Source organism: Shinella pollutisoli (assembly GCF_024609765.1).
Lineage (GTDB): Bacteria > Pseudomonadota > Alphaproteobacteria > Rhizobiales > Rhizobiaceae > Shinella > Shinella pollutisoli.
Genome location: NZ_JANFDG010000005.1, coordinates 35,659 through 50,244, shown reverse-complemented (window position 1 = coordinate 50,244; position 14,586 = coordinate 35,659). Strand labels below are relative to the sequence as shown.

Annotated in this window: 15 protein-coding genes; 7 read left to right on the top strand and 8 right to left on the bottom strand. The window is 68.0% G+C overall.

The window, feature by feature from the left end:
- Positions 1-26 precede the first annotated feature (26 nt).
- Genes NNZ72_RS05610 through glyA form a run of 4 tightly spaced genes read right to left on the bottom strand, consistent with a single transcriptional unit; the run spans position 27 to position 3,660 of the window.
- Positions 27-644 (bottom strand): riboflavin synthase, encoded by a 618-nt coding sequence (locus NNZ72_RS05610; protein ID WP_257313861.1) that lies wholly within the window; start codon positions 642-644, stop codon positions 27-29.
- Positions 644-1,864 (bottom strand): bifunctional diaminohydroxyphosphoribosylaminopyrimidine deaminase/5-amino-6-(5-phosphoribosylamino)uracil reductase RibD, encoded by a 1,221-nt coding sequence (gene ribD, locus NNZ72_RS05605; RefSeq protein WP_257313858.1) that lies wholly within the window; start codon positions 1,862-1,864, stop codon positions 644-646. The genes NNZ72_RS05610 and ribD overlap by 1 nt, the downstream gene beginning before the upstream one ends.
- Positions 1,865-2,344, bottom strand: coding sequence for a transcriptional regulator NrdR (gene nrdR, locus NNZ72_RS05600; protein ID WP_257313856.1), 480 nt, complete (start codon positions 2,342-2,344; stop codon positions 1,865-1,867).
- A 17-nt stretch (positions 2,345-2,361) separates the two neighbouring features.
- Positions 2,362-3,660, bottom strand: coding sequence for a serine hydroxymethyltransferase (gene glyA / locus NNZ72_RS05595; RefSeq protein ID WP_257313854.1), 1,299 nt, complete (start codon positions 3,658-3,660; stop codon positions 2,362-2,364).
- 204 nt (positions 3,661-3,864) lie between these two features.
- On the opposite strand from glyA, the gene chrA reads away from it, so the two are divergent.
- Positions 3,865-5,082, top strand: coding sequence for a chromate efflux transporter (chrA, locus tag NNZ72_RS05590; RefSeq protein WP_257313853.1), 1,218 nt, complete (start codon positions 3,865-3,867; stop codon positions 5,080-5,082).
- A 65-nt stretch (positions 5,083-5,147) separates the two neighbouring features.
- On the opposite strand, the gene NNZ72_RS05585 is transcribed toward chrA, so the two are convergent.
- From NNZ72_RS05585 to NNZ72_RS05575, 3 genes are all read right to left on the bottom strand, one after another.
- Positions 5,148-6,479: a L,D-transpeptidase family protein gene (locus NNZ72_RS05585; RefSeq protein ID WP_257313852.1), complete on the bottom strand. Its 1,332-nt coding sequence runs from the start codon at positions 6,477-6,479 to the stop codon at positions 5,148-5,150.
- A gap of 252 nt (positions 6,480-6,731) precedes the next feature.
- Positions 6,732-7,241, bottom strand: coding sequence for a transcriptional regulator LdtR (gene ldtR / locus NNZ72_RS05580; protein ID WP_257313850.1), 510 nt, complete (start codon positions 7,239-7,241; stop codon positions 6,732-6,734).
- Between the two features lie 129 nt (positions 7,242-7,370).
- Positions 7,371-7,754: a DUF6163 family protein gene (locus tag NNZ72_RS05575; protein WP_503473618.1), complete on the bottom strand. Its 384-nt coding sequence runs from the start codon at positions 7,752-7,754 to the stop codon at positions 7,371-7,373.
- Positions 7,755-7,949: 195 nt separating this feature from the next.
- Here NNZ72_RS05575 and hemB point away from each other — a divergent pair, with 195 nt between their 5' ends.
- The 6 genes from hemB (at position 7,950) to NNZ72_RS05545 (ending at position 12,155) form a co-directional block, all read left to right on the top strand.
- Complete coding sequence (hemB, locus tag NNZ72_RS05570) at positions 7,950-8,966, top strand: porphobilinogen synthase (protein ID WP_257313846.1); 1,017 nt, start codon at positions 7,950-7,952, stop codon at positions 8,964-8,966.
- A 265-nt stretch (positions 8,967-9,231) separates the two neighbouring features.
- On the top strand, positions 9,232-9,693 hold the full coding sequence (locus NNZ72_RS05565; protein ID WP_257313844.1) for an RDD family protein: 462 nt from the start codon (positions 9,232-9,234) through the stop codon (positions 9,691-9,693).
- A 92-nt stretch (positions 9,694-9,785) separates the two neighbouring features.
- Entirely contained in the window at positions 9,786-10,556 is a 771-nt protein-coding gene (locus NNZ72_RS05560) for an arginyltransferase (RefSeq protein ID WP_257313841.1), read from the top strand.
- Positions 10,557-10,565: 9 nt separating this feature from the next.
- On the top strand, positions 10,566-11,483 hold the full coding sequence (locus NNZ72_RS05555) for a DMT family transporter (protein WP_257313839.1): 918 nt from the start codon (positions 10,566-10,568) through the stop codon (positions 11,481-11,483).
- Positions 11,484-11,541: 58 nt separating this feature from the next.
- A complete protein-coding gene (locus NNZ72_RS05550; protein ID WP_257313837.1) occupies positions 11,542-11,763 on the top strand; it encodes an AbrB/MazE/SpoVT family DNA-binding domain-containing protein in 222 nt (73 codons plus the stop codon).
- Positions 11,760-12,155 (top strand): type II toxin-antitoxin system death-on-curing family toxin, encoded by a 396-nt coding sequence (locus NNZ72_RS05545; protein WP_257313834.1) that lies wholly within the window; start codon positions 11,760-11,762, stop codon positions 12,153-12,155. Before NNZ72_RS05550 ends, NNZ72_RS05545 begins: the two co-directional genes overlap by 4 nt.
- Here the strand turns inward: NNZ72_RS05545 and parC are convergent, their stop codons facing one another.
- Entirely contained in the window at positions 12,156-14,408 is a 2,253-nt protein-coding gene (gene parC, locus NNZ72_RS05540) for a DNA topoisomerase IV subunit A (protein WP_257313831.1), read from the bottom strand.
- Between the last annotated feature and the right edge of the window lie 178 nt (positions 14,409-14,586).

The following is a 14,586-nucleotide window of genomic DNA, read 5'->3' as shown; positions in this document are numbered from 1 at the left end:
ACGGCCCCGGTCCTTCCCGGAACGGGTCAGCCCTTCGGTGCCGGAAATTCCGCGAGTCTCGCCGCATAGCGCGCCATCGTGTCGACCTCGAAATTGACGAAGTCGCCGGCCCTGCGCTCGCCCCAGGTCGTGACCTCCAGCGTGTGGCGGATCAGGAGCACGTCGAAGACGGCGCCGTCGACGGCATTGACGGTCAGCGACGTGCCGTCCAGCGCCACCGAGCCCTTCGGGGCGACGAAGCGCTCCAGCCCCTCAGGCGCGCGGATGCGGAAACGGGTGGCGTCGCCCTCGGGCTCGACCGAGAGGATCTCCGCCTTGCCGTCGACATGGCCGGAGACGATGTGGCCGCCGAGCTCGTCGCCGATCTTCAGCGAGCGCTCGAGGTTGACGCGGGTGCCGGGCTTCCAGCCGGAAATGGTGGTGAGCCGCAGCGCCTCCTCCCAGGCCTCGACCTCGTACCAGCGCTCGTTCGCGCCTTCCTCCGGCAGGGCCGTCACCGTGAGGCAGGTGCCGGAATGGGCGATCGAGGCGCCCATGTCGATGGTCGCGGGATCGTAGCTCGTGCGCACGCGCAGCCGCACGCCCGCGTTCATCGGCTCGACCCGCTCGACCGTTCCGATATCGGTGACAATGCCGGTGAACATCAATCGTCCCTTTCGTATTCTTCGAAGACATCCGCGCCGTAGCGCGCCGTGCGGCGGAGCGAGAACCCGTCCGGCACGCGGCCGGACACACATGGGGATGCGACCCCGTCCTTGCCAATGGCGGCGAGGCCGGTGAAGAGCAGGATCCGGTCGACGAGGCCGGCGTCGAGGAAGGACCGCGCCGTCCGCGCCCCGCCCTCGACCAGCAGCGAGGAGATGCCGCGCGTGGCGAGCGCGGCGAGGAGGGCGTCGAGGCGGTACGGGTCGGCGGGGAGGATCTCGACGCCGGCGGCCTGCAATCTGGCTGCGCTACCCCCCTCTGGCCTGCCGGCCATCTCCCCCTCAAGGGGAGAGATCGGATGGGGGAGCCGGCTTCCCGTATCGGTCGATGGCGAGGAAGCCGCCGCTCCGTCGATCTCCCCCCTTGAGGGGGAGATGGCCGGCAGGCCAGAGGGGGGCGCCTCACCCGCGACCACCCATACCGGGACGTCCCGCGCCGTCCTTGCCAGCCGCGACGTCGCCGGCAGCTCCAGCCGCGGGTCGAGCACGATGCGGACCGGCGAGCGGCTTTCGAGCCCCGGCAGCCGGCAGGTGAGCGCTGGATCGTCGGTAAGCGCCGTGCCGATGCCGACGAGGATCGCGTCCGTCTCGGCGCGCAGCACATGCACCTGCCCGCGCGCCACCGGGCCGGTGATCGCCACCTGCCCCGCGCCCGGCCGGCCGAGCATGCCGTCTGCCGAAACGGCAAGTTTCAGAGTCACATGCGGTCGCTTGCGCACCTGGCGCATGAGGTAGCCGGCGAGCGCCGCCCTGCCCTCCTCCTCCAGCACGCCCGTCTCGACGGCGATGCCGGCGTCGCGCAGCATGGCGAGCCCGCGGCCCGCGACCCGCTCGTCCGGGTCCGTCACCGAGACGACGACGCGGACGACGCCTGCGGCAATCAGCGCGTCGGCGCAGGGCGGCGTCCTGCCGTGATGCGAGCAGGGTTCGAGCGTCACGTAGACCGTCGCGCCGCGCGCGCCCTCGCCCGCCTCGGCCAGCGCCTGCGGCTCGGCATGCGGCCGCCCGCCGGGCGCGGTGACGGCGGCGCCGAGGACGACGCCGTCCCTGACGACGAGGCAGGCGACGGAGGGATTGGTGGCGGTCAGCCCGAGATTGCGGCGGCAGAGGCGGATCGCCGCCGCCATGAAACGGGCGTCATCCTGGGTGACGCCGGACATCTAGCCGTCGGCGCCCGGGTCGCGGGCGATCTTGGCGGCGACCTCGGCAAGGATCTTCTCGAAGTCGTCGACATGGGAGAAGTCGCGGTAGACCGAGGCGTAGCGCACGAAGGCGACGTCATCGAGCGCCTTCAGCGCCTCCAGCACCTGGAGGCCGATCTCCTCGGAGGAGATCTCCGTCTCGCCGGAGCTTTCCAGCCGGCGGACGATGCCGGAGACCGCGCGCTCGATCCGGTCGCGGTCGACGGGCCGCTTGCGCAGCGCGATCTCGAAGGACCGCAACAGCTTGTCGCGGTCGAAGGGGGCCTTGCGGCCCGTCTTCTTGACGACCATCAGCTCGCGCAGCTGCACCCGCTCGAAGGTGGTGAAGCGCCCCCCGCAGTCCGGGCAGATGCGACGGCGGCGAATGGCGGCCCCGTCCTCTGCCGGACGGGAATCCTTCACCTGCGTATCCTCCGAACCGCAATAGGGGCAGCGCATGCACTTTCCTTGCTATCTTACATATACGGGTACATCGGGAACCGGTCCGTCAGCTTGACGACCTTTTCCCGGACGGCGGCTTCCACCGCGGCATTGCCCTCGTCGGAATTGGCGGCCTTGAGGCCGTCGAGCACCTCGACGATCAGGTTGCCGATCTCCTTGAACTCGGCCTCCTTGAAGCCGCGCGTCGTGCCGGCGGGCGTGCCGAGGCGAACGCCGGAGGTGACGAAGGGCTTTTCGGGATCGAAGGGGATGCCGTTCTTGTTGCAGGTGACGTAGGCGCGGCCCAGCGCCGCTTCCGCGCGCTTGCCGGTCGCGTTCTTCTTGCGCAGGTCGACGAGCATCAGGTGGTTGTCGGTGCCGCCCGAGACGATGTCGAGGCCGCCGGAGATCAGCGTCTCGGCGAGCGTCTTGGCGTTCCGGACGATCTGCGCGGCATAGTCCTTGAACTCCGGCTGCAGCGCCTCGCCGAAGGCGACGGCCTTGGCGGCGATGATGTGCATCAGCGGACCGCCCTGCAGGCCGGGGAAGACGGCCGAGTTGATCTTCTTGGCGATGTCCTCGTCGTTGGTCAGGATGATGCCGCCGCGCGGGCCGCGCAGCGACTTGTGCGTGGTCGTGGTGGCGACGTGGCAATGCGGGAAGGGCGAGGGATGCTGGCCGCCGGCGACGAGACCGGCGATATGCGCCATGTCGACCATCAGATACGCGCCCACCTCGTCGGCGATCTCGCGGAAGCGCTGCCAGTCCCAGATGCGCGAATAGGCGGTGCCGCCGGCGATGATCAGCTTCGGCTTGTGCTTGCGCGCCTTCTCGGCGACGTCGTCCATGTCGAGCCGGTGGTCGCCCTCGCGCACGCCGTAGGAGACGACGTTGAACCACTTGCCGGACATGTTGACCGGCGAGCCGTGCGTCAGGTGGCCGCCCGAGTTGAGGTCGAGGCCCATGAAGGTGTCGCCGGGCTGCAAGAGCGCCAGGAACACGGCCTGGTTCATCTGCGAGCCGGAATTCGGCTGGACGTTGGCGAAGTTGACGCCGAACAGCTTCTTGGCGCGCTCGATGGCGAGCTCCTCGGCGATGTCGACGAACTGGCAGCCGCCGTAATAGCGTTTGCCCGGGTAGCCTTCCGCATACTTGTTCGTCATGATCGAGCCCTGGGCCTCGAGCACGGCGCGCGAGACGATGTTCTCCGAGGCGATCAGCTCGATCTCATGGCGCTGGCGGCCGAGTTCCTTCTCGATGGCGCCGAAGATCTCCGGGTCGGTATCGGCGAGCGTCCGGGTGAAGAAAACGTCGGTGGCGGAAGAAAGGCTCATCCTCGAGGCTCCTTGGGCGTTGGTGGCACGGTGTTTATCGTCCTCGCATGGCAAGGGCAATACACGCTCCACGGTTTGCGCCATTTCCGCGCGGCTTATGAAACAAAAGCGACAGCGCCGGCGCGGCGCGAACGGCCGCCTCCCGTCTTCCCGCCGTCGCCTCCGGCTGATAATCCGGGCGGGAGCGCAATCGGGGAGCAGCCGATGACAGACGATGCCGCCGGCCCGCAGGCCGCATCCGGACGGGGGAGCGCCGCAGAAGTCTTCGCCGTCTTCCTCAAGCTGGGCCTCACCTCCTTCGGCGGGCCCGTCGCCCATCTCGGCTACTTCCGCGACGAGCTGGTCGTGCGGCGGCGCTGGCTGGACGAACACGCCTATGCCGACCTGGTCGCCCTCTGCCAGTTCCTGCCCGGCCCGGCATCGAGCCAGGCCGGCTTCGCGCTCGGCATGATGCGGGCGGGATGGGCGGGAGCGTTCGCGGCCTTCGCCGCCTTCACCCTGCCCTCTGCGCTCGTCCTCACGGCCTTCGCGCTGACGGCCGGGGGCATCGCGGGACCCGTCGGCGACGGCGCCCTGCACGGCCTCAAGATCGTCGCCGTCGCCATCGTGGCGCAGGCGGTCTGGGGCATGGCGCGGACGCTCTGCCCCGATCGCGAGCGCGCCGCCATCGCCGCTCTCGCCGTCGCGATCCTCGCCTTCGTGCCGGGCGCCTTCGGCATGGCCGGGGCCATCGCCGCCGGCGCGCTGCTCGGGCTCGCGCTGGACCGGGGCGCGGCGCAGCCGCCGGCCGGCCGGCTCGCCCTGCCCGTCTCCCGCGCCGCGGCCGTCGCGTCGCTCGCGGCCTTCCTCGCCCTGCTGATCCTCCTGCCGATTGCGGCCGGGCGATCCCAGGCGCTCGCCGTCGTCGACGGCTTCTACCGCGCGGGCGCGCTGGTGTTCGGCGGCGGCCACGTCGTGCTGCCGCTGCTCGACGCGGCGGTCGTGCGAAGCGGCTGGGTCACGCCCGACGTCTTCCTTGCGGGCTACGGGGCGGCCCAGGCGGTGCCGGGGCCGCTCTTCACCTTCGCCGCCTATCTCGGCGCGGCGCTCGGCCCCGTGCCGAACGGCTTGGCCGGCGCCGGCCTGGCGCTTGCGGCGATCTTCCTGCCGGGCTTCCTGCTGCTCGTCGGCGTCCTGCCGTTCTGGGATCGGTTCCGGACGATGGCGAAGGCGCGGTCCCTCATGCAGGGCGCCAATGCCGCCGTCGTCGGCATCCTCGGCACAGCCCTCCATTCGCCGGTTTTCACGACCGCGATCGGCGATCCGCGCGATCTCGCGCTCGCGCTCGCCGGCTTCGTCGCGCTGACGGCCTGGAAGGTGCCGCCGTGGATCGTCGTCGGACTGTCCGCGCTGGGCGGCGCGGCCCTCGCATTCGCCGGCTGACGGGATAACGAAAAGGCCGCGCCCTCCCGAGGAGGACGCGGCCGTTGTCCGGGACGGCGGACGAATTATTGCGGCAGGAAGTCGCTCTCGACGGCGCCGACGGCGACGCCGCCCTCCTGGCCGTAGCCGGTCTGGAGCGCCAGCTCCGTCGCGCCGTCCTTGTGGTAGATGTCGTCGCGGAACTGGACCACGCGGTCCTTGGCCGACCAGGCGGTGATGTAGGTGAAGTAGACCGGCACTTCCTCGGCGAGCTTGATCGGCGTGTTGACGCCGCTCTTGATCGTCGCCTCCATCTGCTGGCGCGACCAGCCGGGCGTCTCCTTGAGCAGCCAGACGGACAGGTCGCGCACGTTCTGCACGCGCACGCAGCCCGACGATTCGAAGCGCATCAGCTTGTTGAACAGGCCCTGCTGGGGCGTGTCGTGCATGTAGACCTGGTGCTCGTTGTGGAAGTTGATCTTGGTCGAGGACATGGCGTTGATCTTGCCGGGGTCCTGGCGGAACATCAGGTTCGGCGCCTTCTCGGCGTTCCAGTCCACCGTCTCCGGCGAGACCTCGTTGCCCTGCCCGTCGATCAGGCGGATCGCGTTGCGCTCCAGGTAGGTCGGATCCTTGCGCATCAGCGGCATGATGTCCTTCTGGATGATCGAGCGGGGCGCGGTCCAGTAGGGATTGAGGATGACCTCGTAGATCTTCGAGTTCAGCACCGGCGACTGGCGGTCGATCTTGCCGACGATGGCGGTGTGGCGCAGCGCCACGCGGCCGTTCTCGACGGCCTCGATATAGGCGGCCGGGATGTTGACCACGACGTAGCGGCGGCCGAGGTCGCCGGACATGGCCTGGAGGCGCACGAGGTTCGTCTGCAGCTGGCCGAGGCGCGTGTCCGCCGGCACGTTCAGCGCCTTCAGCGTGTATTCGCCGACCTCGCCGTCCGCCGGCAGGCCGTGGCGGGCCTGGAAGCGCTTGACCGCGCCGTCGACGTAGGAATCGAAGGCGTTCGACAGGCCGGCCGACCGCGGCAGGTCGCCGGAGACGATGAGCCGCTGGCGCAGCTGCTGGACCGCCGGATCGGCCACGCCGATCTTCAGCTTCACCTGCGTGTTGACGCTCGGCCAGCCGCCGCTGCCGACGATGTTCTGGTAGTCGTAGATCGCCTGCTGCAGGTAGTTGGTGCTGCCGGCGCCGAAGATCGGGTTGTTGGAGACGACGGCGGTCGCGGTGCGCGAGGCCTTGGCGTCGAACTGGTCGTCCCAGTTGCCGCGGCGCGGCGCGTTGAGGATATCGTCTATGGCGGTCTGCGCGGCGGCCGGGCCGACGACGGCGGCGGCGCCGAAAGTGGCGGCGGAACGCAGGAATGCGCGGCGCGAGAACACATCAAATCCGGGTTTGCGAGACATCTATCCTACCATCTTCAAAGGGGCGCCGGAAGGCGCCGGGTGCACGGGCCGACCGTCAGGTCCATAAACCATGCAGTTACCATGAACAGGGTTAACAAACGCAAACCGGCCCCGCCGCCCGCGCATACCTTAAGCCCGTCCGCTCGGTGTCACAGCAATATGGCCAATTCGTGTTCCGGGCGGATGCGCGAAAGCCGGACGCGCAGGGACGCGTCCGGCTTTTCGGGAGGAGATCGGCAAAGATCGACGGCGTTACAGCCGGTACAGGATGCTGTCGTTCCAGAAGCGGTCGAGGCGCTGCAGCAGCTTGTTCATCTGCGTGAACTCGTTCTCGCCGATGCCGCCGACCTTCTGGATCGAGCCGATGTGGCGCTCGTAGAGCTTCGCCACGGTCTCGGCGACCTCCTGGCCGGTTTCCGTCAGGCTGATGCGGACCGAGCGGCGGTCGATGCGCGAGCGCTGGTGGTTGATGAAGCCGAGGTCGACCAGCTTCTTGACGTTGTAGGAGACGTTCGAGCCGAGATAGTAGCCGCGCGAGCGGAGCTCGCCGGCGGTCAGCTCCGAATTGCCGATGTTGAAGAGGAGCAGCGCCTGGACGGCGTTGACGTCGGACCGGCCGGCGCGGTCGAACTCGTCCTTGACGACGTCGAGCAGGCGGCGGTGCAGGCGCTCGACGAGATGGAGGGATTCGAGATAGAGATTGCGGATCGCCTCTTCCTGCGGATCGACGGCGACGGCCTGCGGCTTCATCTTGGTGTTCATGTTACTGCCTCACTGTTTCGCTTGGCGGTGTTGGTTCGTTTCCCGCCTTGAGTGAGACCCTATCGAATGCGCCTAAAATTCTACTTAAACCGCAGCCTTAACAGCACCTTACCCGGAGCCGACGCTGTTTCAGGGTGAATCAGTCCTTACCGCGCGCGCCTGGCGGCGCCGCTCGATGAAGAGGGCGACGCGGAAGAGGAGGAAGACGACGGCGACGGCGATGTGCATGAAGACGACGAGCCGGTTCACCCCGAAGATCGAGGGATAGACCTCGTGCATAGCGATCTCGGTGGCCGCCGCGATCAGCCAGATCACCGGCCCCCAGGAGACGAGCAGCCAGAGGCCGACGGCGGCGACGGGGAAGAGCACGGCAAGCGCGGTGGAGGCCGCCTTCCAGGCGGTCGGCAGCAGGTCGAAGCGCCCCTGCCCGCCGAAGCCAAAGCCCGTCAGCATCGCCCAGTATTGCAGCGCGAACCACAGGCAGGCCGCCGACACCAGCCGCAGGAACACCACGAACAGCGTTTCGGTCAGGCTCGGCCTTGGGCCTTTTGCAGAATCAGCAGCCATGGGCGGACAGTAAGGGCAAGACCGCCCCGCATAAAGCCGCAAAGGGGCTGACACCTGTCAATATGTAGCAGTTCGTCCCGGTTTGCCGTGCGCCCCTCGCGTGGTATGAGGCCGCGACGGACAGCGCAAGGACGAACGCCCATGACCGGCAGCATCAACATCGTCGACGAGATCACAGGCCACCGCCGCATGCGGCGCAACCGCAAGGCCGACTGGACCCGCCGCCTCGTGCGGGAGAACCGGCTGACGGTGGACGACCTGATCTGGCCGGTCTTCGTCGTGCCCGGCACGAACGTGGCCGAGCCGGTGCCGGCGATGCCCGGCGTCGAGCGCATGAGCGTCGATCGGCTAGTCGAGGCGGCGAAGGAGGCGGCCGACCTCGGCATCCCGGCGATCGCCACCTTCCCGAACGTCGAGATGGCGCTGCGCGACGAGACCGGCTCCAACAGCCTTTCCGCCGACAACCTGATCAACCGGGCGACGCGGGCGATCAAGCAGGCCGTGCCGGGGATCGGCGTCATCACCGACGTCGCGCTCGACCCCTTCACCAGCCACGGCCACGACGGCGTGCTGCGCGACGGCGTGATCGTCAACGACGAGACGGTCGACCTCATCGCGCGCGCGGCCGTGATCCAGGCGGATGCCGGCGCCGACATCATCGCGCCGTCCGACATGATGGACGGGCGAATCGGCGCGATCCGCCGGGCGCTCGACGCCGCCGGCCACCAGGACGTCGGCATCATGGCCTATGCGGCGAAGTTCGCCTCCGCCTTCTACGGCCCCTATCGCGACGCGATCGGCACCGGCGGCCTGCTCAAGGGCGACAAGAAGACCTACTACCTCGATCCGGCGAACGGCACCGAGGCGCTGCGCGAGGCGGCGCTCGACGTCGAGGAAGGCGCCGACATGCTGATGGTCAAGCCGGGCCTTCCCTATCTCGACCTCTGTTGGCGCATGAAGGATGCCTTCGGCCTGCCGGTCTTCGCCTACCAGGTGTCGGGCGAATACACGCAGATCAAGGCGGCCGCGCTGAACGGCTGGATCGACGGCGAGCGGGTGATTCTGGAGACGCTGCTCTCCTTCAAGCGCGCCGGCTGCGACGGCATCCTCAGTTATTTCGCGATGGACGTGGCGCGGCTGCTGGCGAAGCGGGGATAGCAGGTTTCCTCTCCGTCCGCGGATGCCGGCCGCCTTCTTCGCGCAGGCGGGAAGAAGGGATTTGCCGCATTGCTTTCCCGAACTGCCACCGTTTCCTGCGGGCAAGGCCCCTTCTCCGCTTGCGGGGAGACGTCGGGGCGAGGCGCAAAGCCGCTTCCGCGACAGCCCGGCAGGCAGCGGAGCTATCGGCAGCGCGCACGTCGCCCGTTGTTTTCCGCCGCCCCGTCCCCATATCAGGGGCATGTTCCATTCGGGAGACAGACAGATGAGCGCTGATTTCAACGACACGCGCGCGCCGACCACGGACTGGCGCGCCTATCGCGGCGTGCTTTCGCGCCGGGTGTTCGCCTTCCTGATCGACTACGCGATCGTGGCCCTGCTCTGGGTCCCGGCGGCGGTCATCGTCTTCTTCCTCGGCATCCTGACGCTCGGCCTCGGCTTCTTCCTCTATCCGGCGCTCTTCGCCATCGTCGCCATGCTCTATTTCGGCCTCACCATGGGCGGACCGCGCCAGGCGAGCGCCGGGATGAACGTGATGGGGCTGGCGCTCGCCCGCGTCGACGGCAGGCCGATCGACTTCCTGACGGCGATCGTCCACCTCGTGCTGTTCTGGATCGGCAATGCCGTGCTGACCCCGTTCATCGTCCTCGTCGGCCTCTTCACCGACCGCGGCCGGCTGCTGCACGACCTGCTGCTCGGCACGGTGATGGTGCGCCGCGACTATTGACGGAGCGCGAGAGGGACGATTGACCTTTTCTTCAACTGCGCCATGGTAAGACTCCGGCAACCACGCGGACCGACGGAGTCCCCCGACGAGCAATGAACACGCAAGCCACTCCCTCCCCGCAGTTCTATCTGACCGCGCCGGCGGCTTGCCCATACCTGCCGCAGGAAATGGAGCGGAAGGTCTTCACCCATCTCGTCGGCGAGCGGGCGCCGGAACTGAACGACCTGCTCACCCAGGGCGGCTTCCGCCGCTCGCAGAACATCGCCTACCGGCCGGCCTGCGAGACCTGCCGCGCCTGCATCTCCGTGCGCATCCTCGTCAACGAGTTCAAGCCGAGCCGTTCCATGCGCCGGGTGCTCGCGGCCAATGCCGACCTCGTCTCGCACGAATATCCGGCCGAGCCGTCGAGCGAGCAGTACTCGCTCTTCCGCCGCTATCTCGACGCGCGCCACCAGAAGGGCGGCATGTCGGACATGTCGGTGCTCGACTATGCGATGATGGTCGAGGACACGCATGTCCACACCAAGATCATCGAGTACCGGCTGCGCGAGGAGGGCGCGGGCCTCAAGGAGAAGCCGCAGGGCGAGCTGCTCGCCGCGGCGCTCACCGACCGCATGGGCGACGGCCTGTCGATGGTCTACTCCTTCTACGATCCCGAGCTGACGCCGCGTTCGCTCGGCACCTTCATGATCCTCGACCACATCCGCCGCGCAAGCGCGCTCGGCCTGCCGCACGTCTATCTTGGCTACTGGGTCAAGGGATCGCGCAAGATGGATTATAAAACAAAGTTCTTGCCGCAGGAGCACCTGATGCCGCGCGGCTGGGAGCGCTATAACGAGAGCGAATCCGCCCTCCATCCCTAGGGTCACCCCTTGTCCCAGACGAACGATCCCGCCCTTCACCGCAAGGGCCTCCTCATCACCGCCGTCGGCGGCCTCTCGCTCTCCTTCGACATCCCGCTCGTGCGCGCCTCGAACGGCGAGGTCTGGTCGGTGCTGGCCGTGCGCTGCTTCGCCACCTTCCTCGTGGCGCTCGCCGCCTGGGGCGTCCTGCACTTCCTGCTCGGCCGGCGCATCGCGCTCATCCCGGGCTGGACGGGCCTCCTGATCGGGCTGTGCTATGGCGGCAACTCGCTCGCCTTCATGCTGGCGGTCTTCAACACGGCGACGGCCAACGTCGTCTTCATCTATGCCTTCACCTCGATGTTCGCGGCGATCCTCTCCTGGGTCTTCCTGCGCGAGCGGCCGACCAACGCCACGCTCGTCACCATGGCGGTGATGATCGGCGGCATCGGGCTGATCGTGCAGGACGGGCTGCAGAGCGGCAATTTCTTCGGCGACGCCATGGCGGCGGCGGCCGCCTTCATGGTGGCCTCGGCGATCACGCTCAGCCGCAAGAGCGGGGCGGACATGGGCCTCGTGCCGCTCGCCACCGCCGTCATCCCCGGCATCGCCGCGCTGGCGCTGCTGCCGGCCGGCGGCATCGCCATCGCAAATCCGGGCTTCATCCTCTTCGACGGCCTGATCATGATCCCGCTCGCCTTCTGGTGCCTGGCGACGGGCCCGCGCTATCTCTCCGGGCCGGAGGTCGGCATGTTCTACCTGCTCGAAACGGTGCTCGCGCCCATCTGGGTCTGGATCGCCTTCTCCGAAACCCCGACCACCCAGACCCTCGCCGGCGGCGCCATCCTGATCCTCGCCCTGCTCGGCCACTCGCTCTGGCAGATGCGCCGCAAGGCGAAAGCCGCCCGCGCCGCGGACGTGGCGGCGGAGTTTCCCTTCTCGGGATGACGGTTGCCTTGGCCGGGACGACACGTTATAACCTTGTTATAACATGAGGACCGAAACCATGAACGTCACCATCCGCAAGATCGGCAATTCCGAAGGCATCATCATCCCGCGCGAGGTTCTCGACCGCATGGGGGTCAAGGCCGGCGACGAGATCCGGCTGGAGGAAACGGACGGCCGGCTTCATCTCATCCCGCAGGATGCCGACCTGGCCGAGCAACTGAAGGCCGCGCGCCTCGGCATGGACAAGTACCGGGTCGCGTTGCGCGAACTCGCCAAATGAACGACATCAAATGGCTCGCCCGGCAGGCCGTGGAGAACATGCATGACGAGCAGCTGCGCGAGCACGGCGGCCTCACGGGGCTGAAGGATGCGAACGCGCTGGAGGCGGCGCTGGCCCGGCCGCTCAACAAGGCCGCCTACGGCCAGCCCGACCTGTTCGAGCTGGCCGCCGCCTATCTCTACGGCATCGTCCGCAACCATCCGTTCTCGGACGGCAACAAGCGCACGGGGTTCTTGGCCGCCTTCACCTTCTTGCTGATTAACGGCTTCCTGATCGAGGCCTCGCAGGCGGATATCATCGCCTTCGTGCTGGCCGTCGCCGCCGGCGAGATCGACGAGGAGGGCGCGACGCGGTTCCTGCGCGACGTCAGCGTCCCCTACCCGCCCGCCTGATCACCCGCTGAACTTGCCGCTCCTCGGGAAACCCTTCGGCACGGTGCGGCCGGCGCCGGCGCGGTCGCCGAGCCATTCGGTGAGCTCCTCCTTCGTGCGCACGAAGGTGCGGCCGGCGCTGTCGTCCCAGGTGAGGCCCTCGGCGATGGCGAAGCAGCGGAGATCGGAGATGCCGCCGTCCTTGTAGCGCTGCAGGCGCACGCCCTTGCCGCGCGCCATCTCCGGAAGCTGGACGAGCGGGAAGATCAGCATCTTGCGGTTCTCGCCGACGACGGCGACGTGGTCGCCGCGCACCGGCACGACGAGCTTCGTCTCGTCCGGCATGGAGACGTTCATCACCTGCTTGCCCTTGCGGGTGTTGGCGACCATGTCGGCCTCCGACACCACGAAGCCGTTGCCCGCCTGCGAGGCGACGACGACCTTCTGCGCCGGATCGTGCACGAAGGCGGTCAGCACGTCCTGGTCGTTCTCCATGTCGACCATGATGCGCAGCGGCTCGCCGTGGCCGCGCCCGCCCGGCAGCTTGTCGGCGCCGAGCGTGTAGACCTTGCCGCCGGTGGTGACGATGAGGATCCTGTCCGTCGTCTGCGCCGGAAAGGCGACCTTGAGGGCGTCGCCCTCCTTGAACTGCAGGCCGGACGTGTCGGCGATATGGCCCTTGAGCGCGCGGATCCAGCCCTTCTCCGAGATGACGACCGTCACCGGCTCCTTCTCGATCATCGCCTGCTGGATCGCCTCCTCGTCCGCCTCGGGGGCGGAGGCGAACTGGGTGCGGCGGCGGCCGAGCTCGGTCGCCTTGGCGAATTTCTTGCGCACCTCGCCGATTTCCCAGGCGACCGTCTTCCACTGCTGCGCGTCGGAGGCAAGCAGCGCCTCGATCTCCGCCTTCTCCTTCGACAGCGTGTCGAACTCGGTGCGGATCTCGAACTCCTCCAGCTTGCGCAGCGACCGCAGCCGCATGTTGAGGATGGCTTCCGCCTGCACGTCGGTGAGCGAGAAGGTCTCCATCAGCACCGGCTTCGGCTCGTCCTCCTCGCGGATGATGCGGATCACCTCGTCGAGGTTGAGATAGGCGACGAGATAGCCGCCGAGGATCTCCAGCCGCCGGTCGATGGCCGCGAGCCGGTGGCGCGAGCGGCGCAGCAGGACCTCGCGCCGGTGGTCGAGCCATTCGACCAGCACGTCCCTCAGGCCCATGACCTTCGGCACGCGGCCCATGGAGAGCACGTTCATGTTGAGCGGGATGCGGCTTTCGAGCTCGGAGAGCTTGAACAGCGATTCCATCAGGATGGTCGGATCGACGGTGCGGCTCTTCGGCACCAGCACGATGCGCACATCCTCGGCCGATTCGTCGCGCACGTCCTCCAGGAGCGGCAGCTTGCGGGCGATCAGGAGCTCGGCGATCTTCTCGATCAGCCGCGACTTCTGCACCTGGTAGGGGATCTCGGTGACGACGATCTGGTAGCCGCCGCGGCCAAGGTCCTCCGTCTGCCACTTCGAGCGCACGCGGAAACCGCCGCGCCCGGTCCTGTAGGCCTCGATGATGCTCTCGCGGCTGTCGATGATGATGCCGCCGGTCGGCAGGTCCGGGCCCTGCACGAACTCGACGAGCTTCTCCACCGTCGCCTCGCGGTCGCGGATGAGATGCAGTGCCGCATCGCAGAGCTCGTGCACATTGTGCGAGGGGATCGAGGTCGCCATGCCGACGGCGATGCCCGAGGCGCCGTTGGCGAGCAGGTTCGGGAAGGCGCCGGGAAGGACGACCGGCTCCTCGTCCTCCTCGTTGTAGGTCGGACGGAAGTCGACGGCGTCCTGGTCGATGCCTTCGAGCAGCAGCGAGGCGACGTCCGTCATGCGCGCTTCGGTGTAGCGGTAGGCGGCCGCATTGTCGCCATCGATATTGCCGAAGTTGCCCTGGCCGTCGACGACGGGATAGCGCTGCGAGAAGTCCTGGGCGAGGCGCACCAGCGCGTCGTAGACCGACTGGTCGCCGTGCGGGTGGAACTTGCCGATGACGTCGCCGACGATGCGGGCGCACTTCTTGAAGGAGGAGTTGGAGCGCAGCCCCATCTCGCTCATCGCATGGATGATGCGGCGATGGACCGGCTTCAGCCCGTCGCGCACGTCCGGCAGCGCGCGGTGCATGATGGTCGACAGCGCATAGGCGAGATAGCGCTCTTCCAGCGCCGCCTTGAGGTCGACCGGTTGGATGTTGTCGTCTCCGCCGTCCGGCGGCGTCGTTTGCTGTCCCATGGGGCTTGACTAGCCCTTCGGCCGATTCGCGGCAAGGAATCCGGGCGATCGGCCTGTGGATAGTATTTCGGAAAGCCTGCCGCCGGAAAGGTCTGGAAAGGCGGACCGGGCCGAATATAGTGGCGCCGCCGCCCGTTACGAGCGGTAACGGCAAGGCCGCCGTCAAGAACACGAAAGA

Coding starts and splice junctions, on each gene's coding strand:
- NNZ72_RS05610 (WP_257313861.1), bottom strand. CDS start 644: ATGTTCACCGGCATTGTCACCGATATCGGAACGGTCGAGCGGGTCGAG.
- ribD (WP_257313858.1), bottom strand. CDS start 1,864: ATGTCCGGCGTCACCCAGGATGACGCCCGTTTCATGGCGGCGGCGATC.
- nrdR (WP_257313856.1), bottom strand. CDS start 2,344: ATGCGCTGCCCCTATTGCGGTTCGGAGGATACGCAGGTGAAGGATTCC.
- glyA (WP_257313854.1), bottom strand. CDS start 3,660: ATGAGCCTTTCTTCCGCCACCGACGTTTTCTTCACCCGGACGCTCGCC.
- chrA (WP_257313853.1), top strand. CDS start 3,865: ATGACAGACGATGCCGCCGGCCCGCAGGCCGCATCCGGACGGGGGAGC.
- NNZ72_RS05585 (WP_257313852.1), bottom strand. CDS start 6,479: ATGTCTCGCAAACCCGGATTTGATGTGTTCTCGCGCCGCGCATTCCTG.
- ldtR (WP_257313850.1), bottom strand. CDS start 7,241: ATGAACACCAAGATGAAGCCGCAGGCCGTCGCCGTCGATCCGCAGGAA.
- hemB (WP_257313846.1), top strand. CDS start 7,950: ATGACCGGCAGCATCAACATCGTCGACGAGATCACAGGCCACCGCCGC.
- NNZ72_RS05565 (WP_257313844.1), top strand. CDS start 9,232: ATGAGCGCTGATTTCAACGACACGCGCGCGCCGACCACGGACTGGCGC.
- NNZ72_RS05560 (WP_257313841.1), top strand. CDS start 9,786: ATGAACACGCAAGCCACTCCCTCCCCGCAGTTCTATCTGACCGCGCCG.
- NNZ72_RS05550 (WP_257313837.1), top strand. CDS start 11,542: ATGAACGTCACCATCCGCAAGATCGGCAATTCCGAAGGCATCATCATC.
- NNZ72_RS05545 (WP_257313834.1), top strand. CDS start 11,760: ATGAACGACATCAAATGGCTCGCCCGGCAGGCCGTGGAGAACATGCAT.
- parC (WP_257313831.1), bottom strand. CDS start 14,408: ATGGGACAGCAAACGACGCCGCCGGACGGCGGAGACGACAACATCCAA.